Below are 19,893 nucleotides of genomic sequence, written 5' to 3'. Positions count from 1 at the left end.
GTGGACAGCGGGCGATTCATCAGACAAGCGATTGTTTCTGACGGCGATGTTTAGAATTTCTACATGGATGTCGAGCGGTTACGGCTACTGCGTGAGCTCGCCGACCGCGGCACTGTCGCGGCCGCGGCGGCGGCGATGTCACTGACGCCCTCGGCGGTGTCCCAGCAGCTCAAAACGCTGCAGCGGGAGGCGGGGGTGACACTGCTGGAACCGGCCGGGCGCAAGGTGCGCCTCACGGAAGCGGGCCGGGTGCTGGTGAACCGCGCCGACGAGGTGCTGGCCGCACTCGACCGGGCGCGCGCCGAGATGGACGCCTACCGCAGCACCCCGCGCGGCCTGGTGCGCGTCGCCATGTTCCCGTCCGGCGCGGCGATGCTGCTGGCCGGGCTGATCACCCGCGCCGCCGACATCGGGGTGGAGGTGTCCGGCCGCGACATCGACCGCCCGGCCGTCGACGCCCCCGCGCAGCTGGCCGACCACGATGTCGTGGTGGTGCACCGCGACGACCGGGACACCGCGCCGTGGAACCCCCGCTTCGAGGCGAGAGTCCTCCTGCGGGAGCCGCTCGACGTGGTGCTGCCACCGGGGCACCCGCTGCGCGGCGAGAAGCGGATCACGCTGGACCAGTTGGCCGATCAGACCTGGATCGGCGTCGAAGGCGGCCTGATGGTCGACGACGTGCTGCGCTCACTGGCCGCGATCTCCGGAGTCACTCCACGAATCATCCAGCGGGTCAACGACTTCCGGGTGGTCGAAGAGCTGGTCCACGCCGGTGTCGGTGTCGCGCTGCTACCCCGCTATGTGCCCACGGTGCGGCCGGTGACGCGCACACCCCTGGCCGGGGTACGCGTCGCGCGTCGTATCGAGGCCGTCACCAGGGCAGGCGCCTCGGCGCGCCCGGCGATCGCCTCCGTGCTCGACATCCTTCAGGAGCTGGCCGCCGAAACCGTCTGCCGTAGTTCGGAATACGAGTCCGATTCGGTGTCGTAGACCCGGACGATCGCCTGATCACCGGGTGTGAGGAACGTCGATTCGCCCAATTCGGTGTAACGGGTGGCGCCGATACCGATCAGCACGTTCTCGGGATGACCGGCAGCCACCATCAGTGCGCCGACATCTTCCAGCGGCGTTTCCGGAGAGCCCTTCTGATTCGCCAGGCGCTCGACGATCCAGTCCAGCAGCACTTCGCCGTAGTACGAGTAACCCAGCAGCGGGCTGTCGACACCGTAGGCGTGCTCTTCGCCGTTGCCGTCACGCAGATGGCAGACCAGGCGCAACGTGGCCGTCGGCCCGTCCGGAGTCAAGTCACTGATGTCGAAGAACTGCGCCGCAACACCTTTGGACGCCGGGCCCCAGTTCTTCTTGTGGCTGATCTTCGGGGCGCCGGGGCGGCGGATCGAGCAATCGTTGAACGCGCCCAGGGCGAAAGGCTGCAGGGTCACCACGGTGTCGCCCTCCCAGACCACCCGGCAAGCCAACCCCACCTCGGGCTCGATCTGCAGGTTCAGCGGCTCGTCGCTGACCGGCAGCACGATGGCGTCGTTGGAGAGCGGGAACTCCGACAAGAAGCTGTCGGTGCCGGGTGCGTACCAGGGGAAGATGCCCTTCGGCGCTTCGCCTTTTTCGCCCGTCCCGGGCTCAACGTTCACGAAATCCGCCGCCTCCCCGGCCTGTTCGAGATGACCCGCGAAGTTACCCGCCACCCCGAAACCGAACCAGGAGCGCAGGTCGTCCAAGGCGAGATCGATCATGGTGCCAGTACCTCCGTGCCGACGTAGGGGACCAGGGCCGGCGGCACACGCACGCTGCCGTCGGGCTGTTGATGGTTCTCCAGGATCGCCACCAGCCAACGGGTGGTACCCAGGGTGCCGTTCAGGGTGGCGGCGATCTGCGGCTTGCCATTGGCGTCCCGATACCGCGTCGAGAGCCGCCGGGCCTGGAACGTGGAGCAGTTCGATGTCGAAGTCAGCTCGCGATAGGTCTGCTGGGTGGGCACCCACGCCTCGCAGTCGAACTTGCGGGCCGCCGAGGAACCCAGATCGCCTGCGGCGACGTCGATGACGCGGTAAGGCACCTCAATCTTGGCCAGCATCTCGCGCTGCCAGCCCAGCAGCCGCTGGTGCTCGGCTTCGGCGTCACCCGGCTCGCAGTAGACGAAGGCTTCCACCTTGTCGAACTGGTGCACCCGGATGATGCCGCGGGTGTCCTTGCCGTAGCTGCCCGCCTCCCGGCGAAAGCACGACGACCAACCGGCGTAGCGCAGGGGCCCGCCGGACAGATCGAGGATCTCGTCGGAGTGATATCCCGCCAGCGGCACCTCGGAGGTACCGACGAGGTAGAGGTCGTCGGCCTCCACGCGGTAGACCTCGTCGGCGTGTGCGCCCAAAAACCCCGTGCCGCGCATGATCTCCGGGCGCACCAGCACCGGCGGGATCATCAGGGTGAAACCGGCTTCCGTGGCCAGCCGCACGGCCAACTGCAACAGGCCCAGCTGGAGCAGCGCGCCGCGACCGGTCAGGAAGTAGAAGCGGGAGCCGGACACCTTGGCGCCGCGCTCCATGTCGAGCAGGCCGAGTGATTCCCCGAGTTCGAGGTGATCCTTGGGGTTGTCGATGGCCGGCGGCGTGCCCACCGTGTCGAGCACGACAAAATCGTCCTCACCGCCGGCGGGGACACCGTCGATGACGACGTTGGAGATCGCCATGTGCGCGGCGGTGAAGGCGCGCTCGGCCTCGGACTGCTGGGCCTCGGCGGCTTTGACCTGGGCCGCGAGCTCCTTGGCCTGGGCCAGCACCGCGGGCCGGTCCTCCGGGGAGGCGGCGCCCACCTGCTTGCTCACGGCCTTCTGCTCGGCGCGCAGGTTGTCGGCGGAGGAAATGGCGGCCCGACGGGCCGCGTCGGCGTCGAGCAACGCATCGACCAGCGACGGGTCTTCCCCGCGACTGGCCTGGGAACGGCGGACGAGCTCGGGGTCGTCGCGCAGCAGCTTCAGGTCGATCACGCCTGCCAACCCTACTTTTGCCATGCCAGGGGGTCTTCGCCGAGGGGGCGGTAGCCGCGCCGGCACTGCGACACAACCACATAACTTTACATTCGTATCACTTGTCACAGCACCCGACACGCCTGTCACAATGGATCCGATGCCCGAATTATCCGACTCGCAGGAAGCGACGTCTGACCAGCCCAAATCCCGGCGGTTCGACTGGCGGCGCACACTGCAGGCCACCGCCACCCGTCGCGCTCTGCTGCTGACCGCGCTCGGTGGGCTCCTGATCGCCGGCATCATCACGGTGCTGCCGCTGACCGGTTCGAACAACGGCCTCGTCGGCTACCTGGAATCCGACATCATCCCGATAGCGGGATCGCGCGGGACCCAGACCTTCAACGAGGCCACCCCGGGCAACTGCCTGAACTGGCCGAATGCCACGCCGGACGACGCCGAAGTGGTCGACTGCGCCGAGGAGCACCGCTTCGAGGTGGCCGAGTCGGTGGACATGAGCACCTTCCCGGGCACGGAGTACGGACCGGACGCCGCCCCGCCGTCACCGGCGCGGATCCAGCAGATCAGCCAGGAACAGTGCCAGGTCGCGGTGCGCCGGTACCTGGGTCCGCGCTTCGACCCGAACAGCCGCTTCACCATCGGCATGCTGTGGTCCGGCGACAAGGCCTGGCGCCAGGCCGGTGAACGCCGCATGCTGTGCGGCCTGCAACTGCCCGGGCCCGACAACCAGCAGTTGCCGTTCAAGGGCAAGGTCGCCGAGATCGATCAGTCCAAGGTGTGGCCCGTGGGGACCTGCCTGGGTATCGATCCGGCCAGCAACCAGCCCACCGACATCCCCGTGGACTGCGCCACGCCCCACGCCATGGAGGTCACCGGCTCGCTGAACCTGGCCGAGAAGTTCCCCGGCCCGGGCCTGCCGTCCGAGGACGATCAGGACGCCTTCATCAAGGACGCCTGCACCCGGATGACCGACTCCTACCTGGCTCCGATCGAACTGCGCACCACCACCCTGACACTCATCTACAGCACCATCTCGTTGCCGAGCTGGACCGCGGGCAGCCACCAGGTGTCGTGCAGTGTGGGCGCGACACTGGGTAACGGTGGCTGGGCCACCTTGCTCAACAGCGCCAAGGGTCCGCTGCTGATCAACGGCCAGCCGCCGGTGCCGCCGCCGGACATCCCGGCCGAGCGGCTGAACCTGCCGCCGATCGAGTACGCCGAACCCACCCAGGAGTACTACCCGGACGAGTCGTCCTCGGGTTCCTCGTCGGGTTCGTACTCGGGCTCGCAGTCGGATTCGTCGACCGAACGCAGCGACCCCAACCAGCACCTGCCCGGGCAGTCCACCGAGACCCCTGCCCCGACGCCCGCCGACGGCAACACGTTCAACCCCCCGCCGCCCGAGGCGCCGGTCCCGCCCCCGGCTGATGTGGTGCCGCCACCGGCTCCGTTGCCGCCGCCACCTGCGCCGCTGCCGCCGCCACCCGCCCCGGTTCCGCCACCGGTCGAACCGGTTCCGGCCGCGCCGGCGGTGGGTCCGGTGCCGGGTCCTGTGGAGCCGTTGCCGCCACCCCCCGCCTGAGCCGCATGAGCGTACGGATGAGCCGGCAACGGTTCGACGAGTTGGTCTCCGATGCCCTCGATCTGATTCCGCCGCAGCTGTCCGCAGCCCTGGACAACGTGGTGGTGCTGGTCGAGGACCGCAATCTCGAGGAACCCGATCTGCTCGGGCTCTACGAAGGCATCGCACTGACCGACCGCGACACGTTCTACGCCGGCTCCCTGCCGGACACGATCACCATCTACCGGGGCGCGCTGCTGCAGATGTGCGACTCCGAGGAGCAGGTGGTCGACGAGGTGGCGATCACGGTGATCCACGAGGTCGCGCACCATTTCGGCATCGACGACGAGCGTCTGCACGAGCTCGGCTGGGCCTGACACCCACCGCAAGGCGTGGGACGACCGGTTTGTCGGACGATGGTGGTAGGAACGAACACATGAACGAAGCATGTCGGGACTGCCGGGCAGATCATGAGCACTGCCACGGCACGCTCATCCGGCACGCGTTGTGGCGCACGGAATGCACCGAGGACGGTTGCACGGCCCCGGAATTGATCACCCACGGGTTCGTGATCGACTGCGACACCGTGGGCTGCGAGTGCGCTCAGCCCATGGGGTCGGCGGACGTCTTCGCTTCCTCGACGGCGTCGGCCTCCGGCTCGGGATAGAACGGCGGCGTCAGCGCACCCCACTGCAGGCAGCTCCACCGGCCATCGGTGATCGGCGCCAGCACCACCGATTCCGTGTTGGCCAGGTGATGGTCGAGGGCGAATGTGCCGTCCACTCCGGCCAGTACCGCGCCCACCAATCGGATGGCGGCGCCATGGCTGACGACGACGATGTCATCGGTCCACTCGTGATCGTCCAGATACCGCATCCGTAGGTCGGTCAACACCGGCACGTATCTGGCCAGTACATCGTTGGCGCTCTCGCCGCCGGGCATGGCGGCGTCGAGGTCACCTTCGTGCCACTGCTGGTACACCCGGCCGAACTCTTCGATGGCGGCGTCGTCGTTGCGGTTCTCCAGGTCACCGACCTGGACCTCGTGCAGACCTTCGAACTCGTGTGGTGCCACGCGCAGCAATTCGCCCGCTTCACCGGCGGTCTGCCGGGCCCGGGTGGCGATCGAATGGGCGAGCAGTCCCGGCTTGCGCTGGCGGCCCCGGGCGAACGCCCTCGCCTGATCACGGCCCAGGGGCGTGAGCTCGGCTCCCGGCGGCCGGGTGTCGAGGCGTTTTTCGACGTTGCCGTAGGTCTGTCCGTGCCGAAGCAGTATCAGTCGTCCACTCATGACCGCTGCCCCTGCCGGAGCTGTTCGAGCCAGTGAGTTGCCTCGTCGAGTTCAGGGGGCAGCGCACCTGCGGCCGAGTCCGTCGGCCAAGATCCGAGATATCGCACATCGGCACAACGTCGGTGCAGCGCGGTGAGTGCCTCGGCGACCGCGGAATCTTCGATGTGTCCGACACAATCGAGGAAGAACACGTACGTGCCGAGTTCGACGCGGGTGGGCCGGGACTCGATCCGGGTCAGATCGATGTCGCGGATACCGAACTCCATCAGCGCGCTGACCAGCGCCCCTGGCACGTTCTCGAGGCGCAGTACCACCGAGGTGCGGTCGGCGCCGGTGCGTGCGGGCGGGCGGCCGGGCCGGCCCACCAGAACAAAACGGGTGCGCGCGTTCGGCTCGTCGACCACCCCGTCGGCCAGGGTGGGCAACTCGTACAACTGCGCGGCCAGCGCCGTGCTGACGCCCGCCTGGGCGCGGCCTGCCACGACGTCCTCGGCGGCACCGGCGTTGGAGATCGCGGGTACGACGGTGGCCTGTGGCAGGTTCTCGGACAGCCAGCGCCGCACCTGCGCGGCCGCGACGGGGAACGCGGCGACAGTGCTCACCCCGGCCGCTGCGGTACCCGGTGCCACGACGATGCTGAACGCGACGTCGAGGGTGAGTTCGGCGTAGACCTGAAGCGGTGAGCCGATGGCCAGGGAATCCAGGGTAGGCAGCACCGAGCCCTCGATGGAGTTCTCGATGGGCACACACGCGTAGACCGCGTCCCCGCGGCGCACCGCTTCCAGCGCGGCCGGGGTGCTGTCGGTGGGCAACGCCTCCACCGCAGGGCGGCCCGGGACCAGGCCGGCCTCCGTCATCTGGTGCAACGCCGCTTGCGAAAAGGTCCCGCGCGGACCCAGATACGCGATGGCGGTCACACCCAGACCCTATCGGGTAGCTCTTGCGCGACCTCCGCAACGCTAGTTAAGTTAGGCTTACCTCAGTTTGATTCTCAGCGGCTTGCGGAAGGTTTATCCGATGACAGTGGCTTCGATTCCCGGGTCCACCGGCCCATCGACCGCCGAACGCATCAGGAGCGCCTGCGTGCGCGCAGGCAGCGCGCTACTGGCACTCGAAGGCGTCGAACCGGAGTCCACCCCGGTGCACCACCTACTGGCCGACGGCTCCTTCGCCACCATCGTGCCCGTCCACAGCGCCGCCGCAGCCACTGTGCTGCACGCGGGGATGACCGGTGTGCAGGCGGTACTCGAGTTGACGGACTACGCGCCGCTGCCGTTGCGCGAACCGGTCCGTTCGCTGGTGTGGATCCGCGGCCGCCTGCGGCGCGTACCGGAATCCGCCGTTCGCGAGACCCTGGATCTGATCGCCATCGAGGACCCGAATCCCGTTCTGCTGCAGGTCGGTTCGGAGTTCACCCTGCTACGCCTCGAGGTCGAGTCGGTGGTGGTGGCCGATTCCACCGGCGCCGAGTCCGTGGGTGTCGGAGCCCTGCTCGAGGCCGACCCGGACCCGTTCTGCGTGATGGAGACATGCTGGCTGCGTCACATCGACAACGACCACCGGGACGTGGTCGCGCGGCTGGCCTCCAAACTTCCCGGCACGCTGCGGCGCGGCCGGGTGCGCCCACTGGGGCTGGATCGGTACGGGGTCCGGCTGCGCGTCGAGGGCGACGACGGTGACCACGACGTGCGCCTGCCGTTTCCCAAACCGGTCGACGACGTCAACGGCCTGAGCCAGGCGATCCGCGTGCTGATGGGCTGCCCGTTCGTCAACGGATTGCGCGCGCGCCAGCCCTGAGCCACCGCGGTTACCGTTGCGGAGTGACCGAACCCGATGAGCTGACGGCCGCCGGTGCCACACCGCTGACGCCGCCCGAGCGCCGGGCGCTCAAGATCGAGATCGCCGTCGTGTTGGCGGTGACATTCGGGCTCAGCGCCGTCACCGCCACCCTGCGGCTGACCGACTTCGTCCTGCGCGGCCTGGCCGATCAGTCCGTCGCGCTCAACCCGCGCCGCTCGTACTTCGACCTGATCGACCTCGCGCTCAATCTCGCGGGGGTGGCCCAGCTGGTCGCCTGGGGCGCGCTGGCCGTATACCTGTTGTGGCGCAACGGTTTCAGCTTGCCGCGCATCGGAATCGGCCGCTTCCGGCTGCGTCCCGACCTGCTGGGCGGGCTGGGCCTGGCCGCCCTGATCGGGATACCGGGCCTGGGGCTGTACCTGATCGCGCGGGCCATCGGGGTCAGCGCCGAGGTGGTGCCCACCGAACTCAGCGACACCTGGTGGCGCGTCCCGGTGCTGGTGGCCGCGGCCTTCGCCAACGGCTGGGCCGAAGAAGTGATCGTGGTGGGCTATCTGCTGACCCGTTTCGACCAGCTCGGCATCAACCCGGTCAAGGCGGTGGTGTGGTCCAGCGTGTTGCGCGGCGCCTACCACCTCTACCAAGGCTTCGGCGCCGGCGCGGGCAACTTCGTGATGGGCCTGGTGTTCGGCTACGCCTACCGGCGCTGGGGCCGGCTGTGGCCGCTGATCATCGCCCACGGGGTGATCGACACCGTCGCATTCGTCGGGTATGCGCTGCTGGCCCAGCATCTGGGGTGGCTGCAACCGGACCGCGTAAATTGACCTGGTGAACGACGACCGGCGAAGGCCCGCGCCTCAGCCGAACGCCGACCCGCGGATGCCGCGTCGGCCGCATCCCCAACAGCTCCCGACGCCGCCACGCGAGCCGTCCCAGGTGATCCGCCGCGATCCCACCTACCGGCCACCACCCCAGATGCCTCCGCCGCCACCGCCTCAGATGCCCCCGCAGCGGCGCCCGCCGCCACCTCCGCGGCCGCGGCCCCCGGCTCCCCCGCGACAGGCGCCGCCGGCTCCCCCTCGACCACCGGCCCCAGCGCCCAAACCCACCCGGCGCCGGCGGGTGCCGATCCTGCGGCTGCTCCTGGCGCTGGTGCTGGTGGCCGTCATCACGGTCATCGGCATCGGATTCTGGGTCGACACGTCGCTGCACCGGATCCCGGCGCTGACCGACTACGCCGACCGGCCCGACGCGGCACGGGGCACCAACTGGCTGCTGGTGGGCTCGGACAGCCGGGCCAATCTGTCCCCCGAACAGCAGGCCGAGCTGGCCACCGGGGGCGACCTGGGCAACGGCCGAACGGACACCATCATGGTGGTGCACGTGCCGGGGCTGGGCTCCAGCGCACCGACCACCATGGTCTCGCTACCCCGCGACTCCTACGTGCCGATACCGGGTTACGGCAGCGACAAGATCAACGCGGCGTTCTCACTCGGCGGGCCGCAGCTGCTCGCGCAGACCGTGGAGCAGGCCACCGGACTGCATCTGGACCACTACGCCGAAGTCGGATTCGACGGGTTCGCCGCGGTGGTCGACGCCCTCGGTGAGGTGACGGTCTGCCCCACCGAACCGATCAGCGATCCGCTGGCCGGTATCGAGCTGCCCGCGGGCTGCCAGCAGCTCGGCGGCGCGCAGGCGCTGGGCTTCGTCCGCAGTCGCGCCACCGCCCGCGCAGACCTGGACCGGATGGCCAACCAGCGCCAGTTCATGTCTGCGTTGCTGCAACGCGCCGCCAGTCCGGCGGTCTGGCTGAACCCGTGGCGGTGGTACAGCGTGCCGCATGCAGCGGTCGACGCCCTGACCGTCGGCGAGGAGGACAACCTCTGGAGCCTGGCCCGGCTCGGCTGGGCGCTGCGCGGTGACACCACCACACTGACCGTCCCGATCGGTGAGTACACCTCCAACGGCTCCGGTGACGTGGTGATCTGGGATGAGACGGCGGCGACGGAACTGTTCGACGCGCTGGCCACGGACGCGCCGGTACCACAGTCGGCTCTGGACGCCCAGCCGTGACACGCGGCCGCTGGCAAACACACCCGAGAGTGTGAAGCAGATCACCGACTTAGGTCCGGATAACTTAGGAAAGCCTTTCATCGGTAAGGTCCACCTTGGATGAAAATGTCTCTGACCTGCGATATCTTCACGGGCATGACTCGTACCGACGCGCAGCACACGAAATTCAACGGCCTGCTCTCCGACCAGATCCGTAACGAGTTCACCGCTTCGCAGCAATACATCGCGGTCGCGGTGTACTTCGATGACGCCGACCTGCCTCAACTGGCCAAGCACTTCTACCGGCAGGCGGTCGAGGAACGCAATCACGCCATGATGCTGGTGCGCTACCTGCTGGACCGCGGCATTCATGCCGAGATCCCCGGCGTCGACGCCGTGCGCAACGAGTTCACCTCACCGCGTGCCGCGCTGGAGCTGGCTCTGGACCAGGAACGGACCGTCACCGAGCAGATCACCACGCTGGCCGCGGTGGCCCGCGACGAAGGCGACTATCTGGGCGAGCAGTTCATGCAGTGGTTCCTCAAGGAGCAGGTCGAAGAGGTCGCCTCGATGACCACCCTGCTGCGCATCGCCGACCGCGCCGGCGACAACCTGTTCCACCTCGAGGATTTCGTCGCCCGTGAGATGACCCACGGCGGCGCCGACGCCACCGCGCCCGCTGCCGCCGGCGGCACCCTGTAGCTAGTCCCGGCCCGCCCCGGTCAGCCCGTCCTGCAACCAGGACTTGGTGCGACCGGGGTGGTTGGTCGCGATCCAGGCCACGCCGACGTCGCGGCAGAAACCGACGTCCTCGTAGTGGTCGACGGTCCAGCAGTACAACGCGCGACCCTGCGCCGCCGCCCGGTCCACCAGTTCGGGATGCTCCCGCAAGGTGGTGATGGACGGTCCTACCGCGGTGGCGCCGACCGTCGTGGCCGCACTCCCGCCCAGGTACCGAGATGTCTCGCCCAACAGCACGGTGGGCAGCAGCGGTGCCGCGCGCCGGATCCGCCAGACCGCCGCCGCCGAGAACGACATCACCACCGCACGGGACCGGTCCGCCGATGCCGGGGCCGCGATGCCGTATCGGTGCAGCAGCGCCAGCACCTTGCTCTCCACCAGCGCGCCGTAGCGCACCGGGTGCTTGGTCTCGATGAACAGCTTCACCGGGCGGTTCCAGTCCAGCACCAGGCTGACCAGGTCCTCGAGAGTCAGCAGCCCGGTGTCGCCCAGGCTGCCGTCAGGGCGCCAACTCCCGTGCCACGACCCGTATTCGAGCTTGCGCAGCTGCGCCAGGGTCATCTCGCTGACCAGGCCGGTGCCGCTGGAGGTCCGGTCGATCCGCCGGTCGTGCACACAGACCAGGTGCCCGTCCTGAGTCAGCCGGACATCGCATTCCACCCCGTCGGCACCTTCTTGCAGTGCCAGGTCGTAAGCCGCCAGCGTGTGCTCGGGCCGGTCTGCGGACGCGCCTCGATGTGCGACGACGAAGGGGTGGCGATCCTGCACTTCCCCGTGGACTTCCGGGTACGCCTCGTCGCCCGACCTCATAGGGCTATGCTGCAGGCTCCTGGCCGTTCGGCTCAACCGCAGCCTCGGATTTCTTGCGACGCCCCAGGTCAGCGGGTTCAGCGGCGACCATCACCCAGCGATGCGCCGGACGTTCCACCGGTTTGCGCTCGAACCCGAAGTACACCCGCGCCAGCGCGGCGACCGTGGCCGCCCCCAACAGGTAGGCGAATGTCACGGTGACGGTGTTGTCGGCGATGCCCTGGGCGTCGGTGGTGAAACTGGTGGCGATCGCGAAGATCGACACCCCGGTGCACAGCACCCACAGCACCCACCACACCAGGATCGGTTTCCGCATCCGGGTGTAGGAGTCCTCGGCCGTGGCCGTCTCGATCACGAACACCGGCGCCCACACCAAGTTCACCAGCGGTATCAGGCAGCCTGCCCACAACGCTCTGGAGGATCGTGGGTCCTCGTGGCCCCGGTGGGCGTAGACGGCCGCACGCCGCCGGATCAGCCACCCCGTCATCACCACCGCGGCGCCGATGACGGCGAACAGCACCGCGACACTGAGCAGCACGCCCAGCCACACCGCCGTCCATGCCACCACGGGTGGCAGCAGGGTGGTGCGGTTGATCACCAGCAGCAGGTAGCGGATGGCGTGGATCAGCGCGGCCGCGAGCATCACACCCCCGGCCGTGTAGAGCGTCAGCCGGACCGCGGTGGCGGACAGTCCCCGACGCTCCGGTTCGGTCGTCGTCGTCGACGGAGCGATCTGATCGAACAATCCCCATCGCGGGATCGCCGCGTAGCGCGGCGTCGGGCCGAGCGGTCGACGCTGCCGGTGCGGTGACGGTGCGGCACCGGGTCGAACCGCGATCCACCGGTAGCCGGTGGGCAGCCGGTGCGGACCCGGTGCATCGCCGGGCGGCCGGTGCCAGCCCGGGTCGGCCGGTGACGGATGGGCGCCGGCCTGCGCGGGCGCCGAGGGCGGCAGCAGCGCACCTTGGCAGCGCGGGCACCACTGGCGTTGTTTGTCGCGCACGTTCCAGCGGGTGCCGCACACCGAACACACCTGGATCACCGGACCAGCCTAACGGGGGGTTCGGTGTCGGGGTTCGGGGTCAAACGGTGCCGGGGCTGCCGTCGTCGGTGACGACTGGGCGGCCCGCACCGTTCCACGCCAGCATGCCTCCGTCGACGTTGATCGGCTCGTAGCCGTTGCGCTGCAGGTATTGCGCCACCCGTTGCGACCGGCCGCCGGCGTGGCAGATCACATACAGCGTCTTGTCGACGTCGATCTCGTGGATCCGTGCCGGGACGTCACCCATCGGGATGTGTTGGGCGCCGGGGGCGTGCCCACGCTGCCATTCGTCGTCTTCGCGTACATCGAGCAGAACCGCGTCCGCCCCGAATTCGGTGGGAAGCCCGGGGACGTCTGCCTGGGGGATCGCCGAGTCGTCCATACCGACAATCCTGTCACGCCGGGGCCGCGCTCAGCCATCCCCGATCGTCAGTGCAGGGCAGCTATCGCACGCTATCCACAGTTTCCACAGCTTTATCCACAGCCCCTTCAGGAGGCGCACAGGGTGTGTGCACGGGATACGACTCCGGTAGCGGCGGCGATTGTGGATAGAAGTGATCGTGATCTGGCCGTGATCAACAGCCTTGGCGAACGCCCGCCGGAAAGGGCCGGTCGGCTCGATTTTTGTCGTGGTACGAAACGGGGTTATGATCGCGCTCACAGGTCTTTTGCTGTGATTCATCTCACTGGGGGGACGATCATGACGGTGCAGGTCAGGTGTCTGTGATGGCGGCACATCCGATCGGACCGCAGTCTGCCGGCCAACCGCCGCACTGGTACTCGCCGTCGTCGGTGTACAACCGCTCGTATCTGCTGGCCGCGTTGCGCGCGGGCGTCATCGCACTCATTCTGCTCGCGGTTCTGGTTCTGATCGTCTTGACCTAGCGGCTCCGGCTGCCCCGGACCGTCCACACCACGCGATACGAACCCGCCGCCGGCACCACCCCGAACCGTCGGGAATCGACCACCCCGGGTGCGGCGGCATTGTCCGAACGCGCTTCGAAGGTCGCCTCACGTCCAGAGCCCTGTACCGCTCCGACACGCTTGATCAACCAACGCGACGGCAACCGCGGATCCGGGAACACCCGCAATTGATCGCCGCGCACCGCTCCCCCTCGCACTGCGAGGACACCGTCGCCGGGGGCCAGTGTGGGCAGCATCGAGTCCTCGACGACGAGGAACCGCCGCAGCGGCCAGTGCAGCCGAGATTTCCGCCGGATCACAAGGGGAGTGTAGGTTTTCGCGTCGCGCCGCTAAGGGTAGGTTAAGGCCATGCTGCATCGACTTTTTGCCAACGCCACTCCCGCCCACGCGCACTGCGACCTGTACTGCGGCGTCTACGACCCCGCGCAGGCCAAGATCGAGGCGCTTTCCTGCCTGAAGACCATCCAGAAGTACCACGACACCGATGACGAGCACTTCAAGGCACGCGCCATCATCATCAAGGAGCGTCAGGCCGAAGAGGTCAAGCATCACCTGATGGTGCTGTGGGCCGACTTCTTCACCAAGGACCACTTCGAGCAGTTCCCGAACCTGCACCAGCTCTTCTGGGAAGGTGTCCACGGTGCCGGTGACGTGAAGAAGTCGCTCGACGCCGCGGTCGCCGAGAAGCTGCTCGCCACCATCGACGAGATCTCCGACATCTTCTGGCAGACCGACAAGGGCAAGCAGATGGGCGTGTACCCGCCTGCCTGATGCTCACCTGACATGAGCCACCCGCCGGGGCGTCGCGCACACGCGTGGCGCCCCGACTTCGTCGGAGCCTGTTCACCTGCGCGTTAGCACTCGGATGCTCTTGCGTGCCAATGGGGTTGTAGCTCATCCTGTCTGAACCGACCCGCAGCTGTGTCGTTTGCAACGAGTCCGAACCGAGTAGTCGCGGAGGGCAGATGGAGTCAGGGTCAGGGCGGGCAATCGAACTCGCTCCGTTTCATTCCGGGGGCGCCCTCAAGGGTTTCGTGGTGTCCGGCCGCTGGCCTGATTCCACCAAGGAGTGGGCGCAACTGCTCATGGTCGCCGTCCGCGTTGCCTCGTGGCCGGGGTTGCTTTCCACGACAACCATTTTCGGCGTGCGCGAGGAACTGCCGGAGACTCCCGCGCCCGGCACCGTCGGACTGGTGCTCGCTGAAGGCACCGTCGTGGGCGACGCCGCCATTGCGCCAGGCCATTTCGCCGATCAGAACCCGCCGGCGCTGATGATGTTGCATCCGCCGTCGGAGACCACCCCGTCGCTGCCCGAGTGCAGCGGCGCGGCCTCGGGCTGCGTACTGCTGCCCGGGCTGCCGCACCTGGGTCTCGAACATCGGGCCGCATGGGTGGAAGCGGAATCCGACGGCACGGTGACGTCGATGGTGAGCCGCGTCGGTGTCGACCCGATCAGCCATCCGGACACTGCGATCCTGGCGATGCTCCTGGCGGCCTGAACGCCCGGGCCCCTAGGTGTTTCTCAGGAAACGCGGCTGTTCGTTTTTTCGTTCTCAGGACAGGACACGCCCTACCGCGTTCGTGTGTTGACCATCACAAACACCCTGATCCGGTCGCCACGAGAGCTGTGGCAATCACCGCCTGAATTCATCGCAACCCCTGACGCGCCCGCACGGCTCTGACCAGCACCGCCTCCGGCGCGGTCGTGGACCCGTGACGGATTCCGATGGGCGGAGACGACGCCATCTGCGCCGGTAGCCGCGTCGGTAGACCCCCCGAGCCCCGCCGCGGCTGTCATGATGATTCGGATCGCGTAGGCGGATTTTGCGGCAGCAAATATAGGCTGAGCACAGGAGACGCTCAGGAACGGTTGCCGGGTAACGCTCGCGTTTCGGCTGCCACCCCCGGATGGCAGCGTTTCGGCGGTACGCCAGCGGACCCGGCTTTTTCGGTCCGATGCACTATTGTCCTGCGCTTGCAATAGACCAGGATGCCCTGATCAGGGCCTCGGCGGCGGCGCGGGCCGAGAAACCTGAGAGTATGGGCGTCAATTTGCCAGGCGTTTGCACTTGGTTGTTGCCACAACTCTCGCTACGATGACTAGCAAATACGGCCACGGATATGAAGCGATGTCCACCTGTGGAGGTCTTTACAATGAGCACGACGTTCGCTGCGCGATTGAACCGCCTTTTCGACACGGTCTACCCGCCGGGTCGCGGCCCGCATACGTCTGCGGAAGTGATCGGCGCGCTCAAGGCGGAGGGGGTCACCATGTCGGCGCCCTACCTGTCTCAGCTGCGCTCCGGCAACCGCACCAACCCGTCCGCCGCAACGATGGCGGCTCTTGCGAACTTCTTCCGCATCAAGCCGGCGTATTTCACCGACGATGAGTACTACGAGAAGCTCGACAAGGAACTGACGTGGCTGGCCAACATGCGTGACGAGGGGGTCCGCCGGATCGCCGCTCGCACCGTCGGTCTGTCCCCCGAGGCCCAGCAGGATCTCGTGCTCAAGGCCGAGGAACTGCGGCGCAAAGAGCACCTGGACGACTAGGCGTTTCGACCGCTACGCGTCAGATCGCGGTACTGGCGCGCGATTTCGATGATCCATTCACGGTCGGAGTAGTTCTCCGGCTGACGCAGCATGCCCAGACCCGGGAACTTCTCACGGGCGTCGGTACCGGCGTGGATCCACTCGGCGACCGCGCGTGCCTGCTCTTTGGGGCCATCCAACTGGAGCGGCGCGGTGGCCGCGCCTGGGCGGTGGTGACCTGTCTGCGCCGCCGTCGCCTCCAGGAACAGCGCGTCCGAGATCAACGACAACCGCTCGGCGACCCGGAACACCAGTGGCCCGCGCGGACGTACGCCGATGCCGATATCGGGTTGGCGGCGCTCGAGTTCGGCCAGCAGCGGTTCCACCATCCGTAGTTCGCGCCGACCGGTGAACCAGTCCTCCACAGTGGGCAGCAGGGAACCCGCCGCCACCACGGCCATCGCCGTACCGAGCAGCGTCACCGCGGTGCCGATGCCCACCAGGTGGGTGGTACCGAACGCCTGCATCAGGAAGAACGCGCTGGCCAGCAGCAGCAGCACGATGCCGACGGTGAAGACGAAGAGCGCGCGGCCGCGCCGGCTGCGGCTGGAATGCCGCAGCCCCGCCCAGGACACCAACGTCAGCGCCAACAGGACGTACAACAGCGGCAGCAGCCACGTCGTCGACAGGTGCGGTGTGCCCAGGTTGCGCACCAGGTACTCCTGCGGCGACATCTCCGGCTGCTGGCCGGCGGCCAGGAACAGCGCGAGGGAAACCACCGCGGTCACCGCCGCCACCCCGTACTGGATCATCGCGATCCGCCTGACCACCTTCGGCCGACGGCCCGAGGCGGCGGTGGTGATCATCACGCAACTTCCTGCGGCACAAGCGATCAGCGCGACCTGGCTCAAACCCACGGAGATGTTCGGCCAGTGCAGCAGGCTGTCGACCAGCAGCGCCAGCGGCTCCCAGTTGAGCGCGGCCACCAGCGACAGGCTGCCGAGCGCGACGATCATCGCCGTACTGACCAGAGACTGCTTGTTGACCAACGCCCACCCGATGCGTACGCCGGTCGCCAACGCGAGGAGACCGGCGATCACCCAGACTGTCAACCAAACGCCTCTCCGAGCCGGACCTGGACTATCGACGACCGATCCGACGGCCTCCGTCCCAGCCGGTAGATGAGCAGCGCGGCGAAATCTTCGGCTTCCTGCTCGGCGTCTTCACCGCTGGGTCCCATACAGCCCGTGCGCTGGTTGAGCATGTACCCGATCAGGTCATCGCTGGCGACCTCGGTGACCTGCCGAGCCGCCTCCACCACCGGCATGCCCTGGTGCCCGAGCACCAGATGACCGAGCTCATGGGCGAGGGTCCGCTGCCAGGTGGGCAGCCCGTGCTGGATCAGGAACACATCGTGTTCGGCGTACTGGCGCCATTGGCCGCACACCCCCATCGGGAGGTCGGCGAGTTCGATCTCGATCGGCCGCCCCCGGCTGGCGCTGACGGCCGTGACGAGCCGCGCCAACGAGACCTCCCCGCGTCGCGGTGCGAGTTCCAACACGTCGTTGACCGCTTTGGTCACGCGTCGGCCTGCCGCCATGTCGCCCCCTCCCCGACTACCTCAACACTCACTGCAGGAAGCGCGCTGTTCCCGCCGCGCGAACCGCATGGCCGGCTTTCGCCTGGCGGTATCCCAGCAGCCCCCCGACAGCTGTAAGGGCAACTATGCCTGCTAGCCCGGGAAGCGCAAGCCCTGCGACCTCGGCGAGCTTGGCCGACCTGAGGTACTGCGGATAGCCGGCACGGAAGGTCTCCGGCAGCGGATTGGTAACTGCATTGCCGCGCGGCGGTCCGGGCAGGGCGGGCCGCGGCGCGTCCGGTGGCGCCGGTCGGGCAGGCACGACGACGACGGGCGCGGCTGGTTCGGCGACCGACGGCGGCGCCGGGCGCACCGGCGCACCGATCGGCTGCGGCACGATGATCATCGGCGGGCTGATGGGCGCCAGGGCCGCACCACCTCCCCCTCCTCCTGCCGAGGTCAGACCGCCACCGGCGGTGACATCGAGCGGCTCGGGATCCGACGGTGCGGGGTCTGCGATGTCCGGCAGGCTGGGCCGCGGTGACTGCGGAAACCCTCCGTTACCGCCCCCGCCACCGCTGCCGCCACCGCCGCTGCTGGTGGGCGGGCTGTCGGGCAGGGGACCTGTCGGCGGCGGACTCGCCGGGGGGTTGGCGGGTGCGGGACCGCCCAACGGGGGGCTTGCCGGCGCGTTCGGGGGTGGGCTTGCCGGCGGCCTTCCCACGATGGGACCGCCCGGATTCTCGGGGTCGTCGGGATTCTCGGTCTCCTTGGGGTCCTCCGGGTCTTCGGCGCACGGCCGGCCCGGGGTTCCGTGCCAACCCTGGCCACGGTCGGGACCAGACCCAGATCCATACCCGGAACCAGATCCATGGCCATGGGCCGGCCTACCGGGCTTGCGTGTGGTGGGCCCGTCGCCGCGGCGACCGTCCTCGTCGTCACGCCGGTCCGCCCGCTCACCCTTGGGCCCGTCGTCACGGCCGGGCTTGTCCTGGCGGAGTCCCCGGTCCTGGTCGCGGCGGTCGGAGTCGCGAGGCTGTTTCCTGGTCGATGAGCGTTCCCCACCCGAGCGGTCCGGGCCACGGGAAACCGAGCCGCCCTTGTCCCTATGCCCGTGATCAGCGACGGCCGTCGCTACGCCCAGGCCGCCGCTTCCGCCGATCAGCAAACCGGCCGCGATCGCAGCACTGACCGCAGCGCTACGCACTCGCGACCCGTCCACACCCACCCCGATCCGCCATGCCGTCGCACGGTGGCGGCTGTCCCCACCACCTGACGCCGACTTCCGACTGGGGGTCATTCTCGCATATCCGCAGGTCGCAATTCGGCTCGTCGGCGCAGGCGATAGGGTTTATCCGGGTTCGCGGCATCCATCGCGATTTTTGACGAAAGCACCGGGAGGCGGCAGGTATGGGCCTGTTCACCAAGCGAAAGAGCCGCGCCACGCGGCGGGCCGAGGCCAAGGCCATCAAGGCCAAGGCAAAGCTCGAAGCCAAGCTCGACGCGAAGAACGAGCTGCGCCGCATCAAGTCCGCCCAGCGCGCCGAAACCCGCACCCTGAAAGCGCAATTACGCGCGCAGCGGGACAGCGACCGCAACGCACTCAGGATCGCCGAGGCCGAACTGAAGGCCGCCAGGGAGGGAAAGCTGTTGTCCCCGGCGCGGATTCGTCGCACCCTCACCGTGACCCGGCTGCTCGCGCCCATCCTGGTGCCGATCGTCTACAAGGCCAGCACGTCCGCGCGCGGACTGCTCGACGAACGTCGCGCCGACCGCCTCGGTGTCCCGTTGAGCCAACTGGGCCAGTTCTCTGGACACGGGGGCCAGCTCTCGGCCCGGATCGCCGGCGCCGAGCGGTCATTGCGCACCGTCGCCGAGAAGAAACCGAAGGACGCCGAGACCAAGCAGTTCGTCGCGGCCATCACCGACCGTCTCAGCGATCTGAGCGCGGCCGTCACCGCCGCCGAGAGCATGCCCACCGCACGTCGACGGGCCGCGCACGCAGCCATCGCCGAGCAGCTCGACGGGATCGACGCCGATCTGATGGCCCGGTTGGGCGTGCTCTGATCCACCGGTTCCGGACACTCACCGCCGCGGCCTACACCGGCGCGCTGGCGGTGGCCGCGCATGCGACGGCCGGCGGCGGGTGGCCGTCGGGCGGGGCGGCGGCGCTGCTTCTCGCGGTGGTCGCTGCGACCGGGCTGGCGGCCGGTCGGGCGGCACAGCCGCGCACGTTGACGGCGGTGCTGGCGGCCGGCCAGATCGCCGGGCACACCGCGCTGGCCATTTCCGGCCACACCCACGAAACACCACTGTTCTCGTGGCAATCGATGGTGCTGGCGCATGCCGTGGCCGTTGTCGCCGGAGCCGGCCTGATGGCCGTGTCGGAGCGCCTGATCCGCGCGCTGGGCCGCGTGGTGCGGCGGTGCGTGGCCGTGGTGAGCTCACCGGCCGACGCGCCGCCGCCGCTGGGTGTGCGCCCCGAACATCAACAGCTCCAGCAGATTCTGCTGTTCAGCTCGATCTCGTATCGTGGTCCGCCGGTGTGTGCTGCGCCCTGA

Annotated in this window: 24 protein-coding genes; 13 read left to right on the top strand and 11 right to left on the bottom strand. The window is 68.4% G+C overall.

Annotation, left to right across the window (positions count from 1 at the left end):
• Positions 1 to 63 precede the first annotated feature (63 nt).
• Positions 64 to 990 carry a LysR family transcriptional regulator gene (locus NL241_RS00680; protein WP_487692203.1) on the top strand — a complete coding sequence of 309 codons (927 nt, stop codon included), beginning with the start codon at positions 64 to 66 and terminating at the stop codon, positions 988 to 990.
• Here NL241_RS00680 and NL241_RS00675 read toward each other — a convergent pair.
• Both NL241_RS00675 and serS read right to left on the bottom strand, forming a co-directional pair.
• A complete protein-coding gene (locus NL241_RS00675; protein WP_487692202.1) occupies positions 927 to 1,751 on the bottom strand; it encodes a DUF5718 family protein in 825 nt (274 codons plus the stop codon). The genes NL241_RS00680 and NL241_RS00675 overlap by 64 nt on opposite strands.
• Complete coding sequence (serS, locus tag NL241_RS00670) at positions 1,748 to 3,001, bottom strand: serine--tRNA ligase (protein WP_494396495.1); 1,254 nt, start codon at positions 2,999 to 3,001, stop codon at positions 1,748 to 1,750. Before serS ends, NL241_RS00675 begins: the two co-directional genes overlap by 4 nt.
• Positions 3,002 to 3,131: 130 nt before the next feature.
• Between serS and NL241_RS00665 the strand changes: the two genes are divergently transcribed.
• Complete coding sequence (locus NL241_RS00665) at positions 3,132 to 4,583, top strand: septum formation family protein (RefSeq protein WP_487692200.1); 1,452 nt, start codon at positions 3,132 to 3,134, stop codon at positions 4,581 to 4,583.
• Positions 4,584 to 4,588: 5 nt separating this feature from the next.
• Positions 4,589 to 4,939, top strand: coding sequence for a metallopeptidase family protein (locus NL241_RS00660; RefSeq protein WP_487692199.1), 351 nt, complete (start codon positions 4,589 to 4,591; stop codon positions 4,937 to 4,939).
• A gap of 226 nt (positions 4,940 to 5,165) precedes the next feature.
• Here NL241_RS00660 and NL241_RS00655 read toward each other — a convergent pair whose 3' ends face one another.
• The gene (locus tag NL241_RS00655) at positions 5,166 to 5,852 is read right to left on the bottom strand and encodes a histidine phosphatase family protein (protein ID WP_487692198.1); all 687 of its coding nucleotides are present in this window, start codon (positions 5,850 to 5,852) and stop codon (positions 5,166 to 5,168) included.
• Positions 5,849 to 6,769, bottom strand: coding sequence for a prephenate dehydratase (gene pheA, locus NL241_RS00650; protein WP_494396494.1), 921 nt, complete (start codon positions 6,767 to 6,769; stop codon positions 5,849 to 5,851). Before pheA ends, NL241_RS00655 begins: the two co-directional genes overlap by 4 nt.
• 100 nt (positions 6,770 to 6,869) lie before the next feature.
• On the opposite strand from pheA, the gene NL241_RS00645 reads away from it, so the two are divergent.
• The 4 genes from NL241_RS00645 to NL241_RS00630 all read left to right on the top strand — a co-directional run bounded on the left by NL241_RS00645 (position 6,870) and on the right by NL241_RS00630 (position 10,406).
• The gene (locus NL241_RS00645; RefSeq protein ID WP_494396493.1) at positions 6,870 to 7,649 is read left to right on the top strand and encodes a DUF2470 domain-containing protein; all 780 of its coding nucleotides are present in this window, start codon (positions 6,870 to 6,872) and stop codon (positions 7,647 to 7,649) included.
• A 23-nt stretch (positions 7,650 to 7,672) separates the two neighbouring features.
• Positions 7,673 to 8,476, top strand: a complete 804-nt coding sequence (locus NL241_RS00640) for a CPBP family intramembrane glutamic endopeptidase (RefSeq protein ID WP_487692195.1) — start codon at positions 7,673 to 7,675, stop codon at positions 8,474 to 8,476.
• A 55-nt stretch (positions 8,477 to 8,531) separates the two neighbouring features.
• Entirely contained in the window at positions 8,532 to 9,725 is a 1,194-nt protein-coding gene (locus NL241_RS00635) for an LCP family protein (RefSeq protein WP_494398451.1), read from the top strand.
• Between the two features lie 135 nt (positions 9,726 to 9,860).
• Entirely contained in the window at positions 9,861 to 10,406 is a 546-nt protein-coding gene (locus tag NL241_RS00630; protein ID WP_487692194.1) for a ferritin, read from the top strand.
• On the opposite strand, the gene NL241_RS00625 is transcribed toward NL241_RS00630, so the two are convergent.
• Genes NL241_RS00625 through NL241_RS00615 form a run of 3 tightly spaced genes read right to left on the bottom strand, consistent with a single transcriptional unit; the run spans position 10,407 to position 12,679 of the window.
• Positions 10,407 to 11,255: a glycerophosphodiester phosphodiesterase gene (locus NL241_RS00625; protein ID WP_487692193.1), complete on the bottom strand. Its 849-nt coding sequence runs from the start codon at positions 11,253 to 11,255 to the stop codon at positions 10,407 to 10,409.
• Positions 11,256 to 11,259: 4 nt separating this feature from the next.
• Positions 11,260 to 12,297, bottom strand: a complete 1,038-nt coding sequence (locus tag NL241_RS00620) for a DUF4328 domain-containing protein (RefSeq protein ID WP_487692192.1) — start codon at positions 12,295 to 12,297, stop codon at positions 11,260 to 11,262.
• Between the two features lie 40 nt (positions 12,298 to 12,337).
• Complete coding sequence (locus NL241_RS00615; protein ID WP_487692190.1) at positions 12,338 to 12,679, bottom strand: rhodanese-like domain-containing protein; 342 nt, start codon at positions 12,677 to 12,679, stop codon at positions 12,338 to 12,340.
• A gap of 344 nt (positions 12,680 to 13,023) precedes the next feature.
• On the opposite strand from NL241_RS00615, the gene NL241_RS00610 reads away from it, so the two are divergent.
• Positions 13,024 to 13,182 carry a hypothetical protein gene (locus tag NL241_RS00610; protein WP_487692189.1) on the top strand — a complete coding sequence of 53 codons (159 nt, stop codon included), beginning with the start codon at positions 13,024 to 13,026 and terminating at the stop codon, positions 13,180 to 13,182.
• Here the strand turns inward: NL241_RS00610 and NL241_RS00605 are convergent.
• On the bottom strand, positions 13,179 to 13,457 hold the full coding sequence (locus NL241_RS00605) for a S26 family signal peptidase (protein WP_487692344.1): 279 nt from the start codon (positions 13,455 to 13,457) through the stop codon (positions 13,179 to 13,181). The two genes, NL241_RS00610 and NL241_RS00605, sit on opposite strands and share 4 nt — an antisense overlap.
• Positions 13,458 to 13,569: 112 nt before the next feature.
• Here NL241_RS00605 and sodN point away from each other — a divergent pair, with 112 nt between their 5' ends.
• The 3 genes from sodN to NL241_RS00590 all read left to right on the top strand — a co-directional run bounded on the left by sodN (position 13,570) and on the right by NL241_RS00590 (position 15,774).
• Entirely contained in the window at positions 13,570 to 13,992 is a 423-nt protein-coding gene (sodN, locus tag NL241_RS00600; RefSeq protein WP_487692188.1) for a superoxide dismutase, Ni, read from the top strand.
• A 194-nt stretch (positions 13,993 to 14,186) separates the two neighbouring features.
• Positions 14,187 to 14,720, top strand: coding sequence for a peptidase (locus NL241_RS00595; RefSeq protein WP_487692186.1), 534 nt, complete (start codon positions 14,187 to 14,189; stop codon positions 14,718 to 14,720).
• Between the two features lie 655 nt (positions 14,721 to 15,375).
• Entirely contained in the window at positions 15,376 to 15,774 is a 399-nt protein-coding gene (locus NL241_RS00590) for a transcriptional regulator (RefSeq protein WP_487692185.1), read from the top strand.
• On the opposite strand, the gene NL241_RS00585 is transcribed toward NL241_RS00590, so the two are convergent.
• The 3 genes from NL241_RS00585 to NL241_RS00575 are packed head-to-tail and all read right to left on the bottom strand — an operon-like array spanning position 15,771 to position 18,632.
• Entirely contained in the window at positions 15,771 to 16,865 is a 1,095-nt protein-coding gene (locus NL241_RS00585; protein ID WP_487692184.1) for a hypothetical protein, read from the bottom strand. The genes NL241_RS00590 and NL241_RS00585 overlap by 4 nt on opposite strands.
• On the bottom strand, positions 16,862 to 17,353 hold the full coding sequence (locus NL241_RS00580; protein WP_487692183.1) for an ImmA/IrrE family metallo-endopeptidase: 492 nt from the start codon (positions 17,351 to 17,353) through the stop codon (positions 16,862 to 16,864). The genes NL241_RS00585 and NL241_RS00580 overlap by 4 nt, the downstream gene beginning before the upstream one ends.
• Positions 17,354 to 17,381: 28 nt before the next feature.
• Positions 17,382 to 18,632: a hypothetical protein gene (locus tag NL241_RS00575; RefSeq protein ID WP_494396492.1), complete on the bottom strand. Its 1,251-nt coding sequence runs from the start codon at positions 18,630 to 18,632 to the stop codon at positions 17,382 to 17,384.
• 110 nt (positions 18,633 to 18,742) lie between these two features.
• Between NL241_RS00575 and NL241_RS00570 the strand changes: the two genes are divergently transcribed.
• The gene (locus NL241_RS00570) at positions 18,743 to 19,399 is read left to right on the top strand and encodes a DUF6474 family protein (protein ID WP_494396491.1); all 657 of its coding nucleotides are present in this window, start codon (positions 18,743 to 18,745) and stop codon (positions 19,397 to 19,399) included.
• Between the two features lie 50 nt (positions 19,400 to 19,449).
• Complete coding sequence (locus NL241_RS00565; protein ID WP_487692179.1) at positions 19,450 to 19,893, top strand: hypothetical protein; 444 nt, start codon at positions 19,450 to 19,452, stop codon at positions 19,891 to 19,893.

The organism is Mycolicibacterium sp. SMGY-1XX, assembly GCF_059132455.1.
The sequence above is the reverse complement of the archived record's forward strand: the minus strand, read 5'-3'. Positions and strand labels throughout refer to the sequence as shown.